The 2,799-nt window shown below is 68.8% G+C and carries 3 protein-coding genes; 2 read left to right on the top strand and 1 reads right to left on the bottom strand.

Translation table 11 applies throughout. The features are described from left to right. The first annotated feature begins 169 nt into the window (after positions 1-169). On the top strand, positions 170-883 hold the full coding sequence (locus NA10_RS33555; protein ID WP_067574740.1) for a class I SAM-dependent methyltransferase: 714 nt from the start codon (positions 170-172) through the stop codon (positions 881-883). Between the two features lie 345 nt (positions 884-1,228). On the opposite strand, the gene NA10_RS33550 is transcribed toward NA10_RS33555, so the two are convergent. Next, positions 1,229-1,834 (bottom strand): alpha/beta hydrolase family protein, encoded by a 606-nt coding sequence (locus NA10_RS33550; RefSeq protein WP_067574739.1) that lies wholly within the window; start codon positions 1,832-1,834, stop codon positions 1,229-1,231. Positions 1,835-2,220: 386 nt separating this feature from the next. Here NA10_RS33550 and NA10_RS33545 point away from each other — a divergent pair. Further along, positions 2,221-2,799 (top strand): acyl-CoA dehydrogenase family protein (locus NA10_RS33545; RefSeq protein ID WP_169812693.1); only part of this gene is annotated, 579 nt, incomplete at its 3' end.

Genomic DNA, 2,799 nt, shown 5'->3' with positions numbered 1-2,799 from the left:
GGCTCCAACTCGGCTCCGGGGCTGGCGCGGTCCGCGACCGTCGTGTGAAGGAAGAGCTCGAGCTCGGCCCTGCGGTCGGCGCGGCTCGCGGCCGAGTGGGAGCAGGCTCACGGGTTGGCGCGGGTTCGCGGCCGGGGCGGATGTTCGGGCGGCTTCTAGACTCGGACGCATGGACGCGGAGGCATGGGACGAGCATTACGCCCATACGGAGTTGGTGTGGGGTGCACCGCCGAACGACACCGTGGTCGAGCAGGTGTTCGGATTGGAGCGGCGACTGCCGCTGGCGGGCGGCGAACCGCGACCGGAACTGCCCCGGGCCTTGGACCTGGGCTGCGGTGAGGGGCGCAACGCGCTGTGGCTGGCCACACACGGGTGGCAGGTCGACGCGGTGGATTACTCACAGGTGGGGATAGACAAGGGGCGCACGGTGGCCTCGCGGCTGTCCCGTTCGGTGCGCGGGCGCATCCACTGGCATTGGGCCGATGTGAACGCCCTGGACGCGGCCGGACTCACCGGACCGTACGAGTTGATCCTGCTGGCCTTCGTCCACCTGCCCGCCGATCAGCGCCGCGCCCTGCTGTTGCGCGCGGCCGAGATGCTCTCCCCCGGCGGCACCCTGCTGGTACTGGGCAATGACAGCCTCAATCTGACCGAAGGCTATGGCGGCGAACGGAATCCGGAGCTGCTGTTCACCCCGGACGATGTGGTGGCCGACCTCGCACCGGCGGGCGAGGAACTGCGCATTCGGGTGGCCGACCGCATTGCCCGGCCCACCGAGGAGCGCGATGCCATCGACGCCCTGATCGTGGCGACCAAACCCGTTCCGCTGGAGGAGGGTCCGGAGCTTCCGGCGCTGGAGAGCACCGAATCCTCGAATAGTTAGGCGGAGGGTGTGGATCCCGGCCGAAAGCACGCCGGGATGACGGGGCCCTCGGCCCGGACGGCGGGATCCGATCGGCCCGGACGGCGGGGGCAGTCAGCCCGAATAGCGGGCGCGGCCAGCCCAAATAGCAGCGGCAGCCAGTCCGAGCGGCGGCAGTCAGCCCGGACCGCAGGGACAGTCAGCCCGAATAGCGGCGGCAGCCAGCCCGAATAGCAGCGGCAGCCAGTCCGAGCGGCGGCAGTCAGCCCGGACGGCAGGGACAGTCAGCCCGAATAGCGGGGCAGTCAGCCCGAATAGCGGGGCAGTCAGCCCGAATGGCGGGGGCAGTCAGCCCGGATTATGGGGTTAGTTGGCTGACCAGCGGGGGAGCCAGGCGGCGATGGTGGCGGCTATTTCTTCGAAGCCCGCTCGGTAGGAATGCGCCTGGCCGGGAATAACTTTCACCTCGGTGGCGTCGGCGGGGTCGGGAATGCCGAAGGGGTCGCGGGCGCCATTGACCACCACGACCGGGATATCGCCGACCGCGAGCAGTTCCTCGCGGCGCGACTTCTCCGGTTTGCCGGGCGGGTGCAGTGGAAACGACAGTGCGACCACGCCCCTCGCCTTCGCCTCGAACGCGGTGCGGCAGGCGACCCGCGCACCGTTGCTGCGGCCGCCCTGGATGAGCGGCACACCCCGGAACTTCTTGCGCAGGGCCGCAATGATTTCCAGCCACGCCGTGTCCTGTAGCTCGGCCTTACCGGGCGCACGGCGGCCCGCCACCCGATAGGGCTGGGTCACCAGCACCACGACCCCGCCCAGTTCCAGGGCCGAATCGCGTACGGCGAGCAAATCTTTCGCGTCGACGCCACCACCGGAACCGTGCGTCAGCACCAGCAGGAAGGCGGGCGGCTTGCGCTTGGGCCGCGCGATCTCGATCTCGGCGGGCCCGGCACTGGTTTCGATGCGCACACCACACGCTAACCATTCGATCGCCCCGAAACCGCGCGGCACACCGGCCCGAATCCGTCTCAGACCACGGGCGGCGACCGTTTGTATTTCCGACCTTCATCGCACCGCGCCGCAGGCCGTCGACCTCACCGTCCGGGACAGCGAAACCGTGAGGGAGCCGCGGTTGCGGGACCACCTCCGGTGCCGCGGGTATCCACCCGCTGAGCGGCGCGGGTGCCGTTCATCACATTGGGCGCGATCATCTTGGCGAGCCCCTTACCGGTGGGTAACATGGCACTTAAGTTACCCGTCAGTAGCGCAGTTTTACAGTGTCTACTCGGTGGACCAACGGGCGGGAACGGGCACCAACCGAACCGCACCCATCTCAATGGAGAGTGAGTACGACCATGGGTCACTACAAGAGCAATGTCCGCGACCTCGAGTTCAACCTCTTCGAGGTGCTCGGCCTCGGTTCGCTCCTGGACGGCGGCGCCTACGGCGACCTCGACACCGAGACCGCCAAGGAGATGCTGAACGAGGTCCGCCGCCTGGCCGAGGGTCCGCTCGCCGACTCCTTCGAGGACGGCGACCGCAACCCGCCGACCTTCGATCCGGCCACCCACACCGTCACTCTCCCCGAATCCTTCAAGAAGTCCTACCGCGCCCTCGAGGACGGCGGCTGGGCCAAGGTCGGCGTGCGCGAGGAGCTCGGTGGCCTGGGCGCCCCGTCCGCCCTCACCTGGGCGCTCGGCGAAATGATCCTCGGCGCCAACCCGCCGGCCCAGATGTACGCCGCCGGTGCGGGTTTCGCGCAGGTCTTCTACAACAACGGCACCGATGAGCAGAAGAAGTGGGCTCAGATCATCGCCGACCGCAACTGGGGCGCCACCATGGTCCTCACCGAGCCGGATGCCGGTTCGGACGTCGGCGCGGGCCGCACCAAGGCCGTCAAGCAGGAGGACGGCTCCTGGCACATCGAGGGCGTG

Origin of the sequence: Nocardia acidivorans NBRC 108247, from assembly GCF_001625085.1 — a bacterium.
GTDB lineage: Bacteria > Actinomycetota > Actinomycetes > Mycobacteriales > Mycobacteriaceae > Nocardia > Nocardia acidivorans.
The sequence above is the reverse complement of the archived record's forward strand: the minus strand, read 5'-3'. Positions and strand labels throughout refer to the sequence as shown.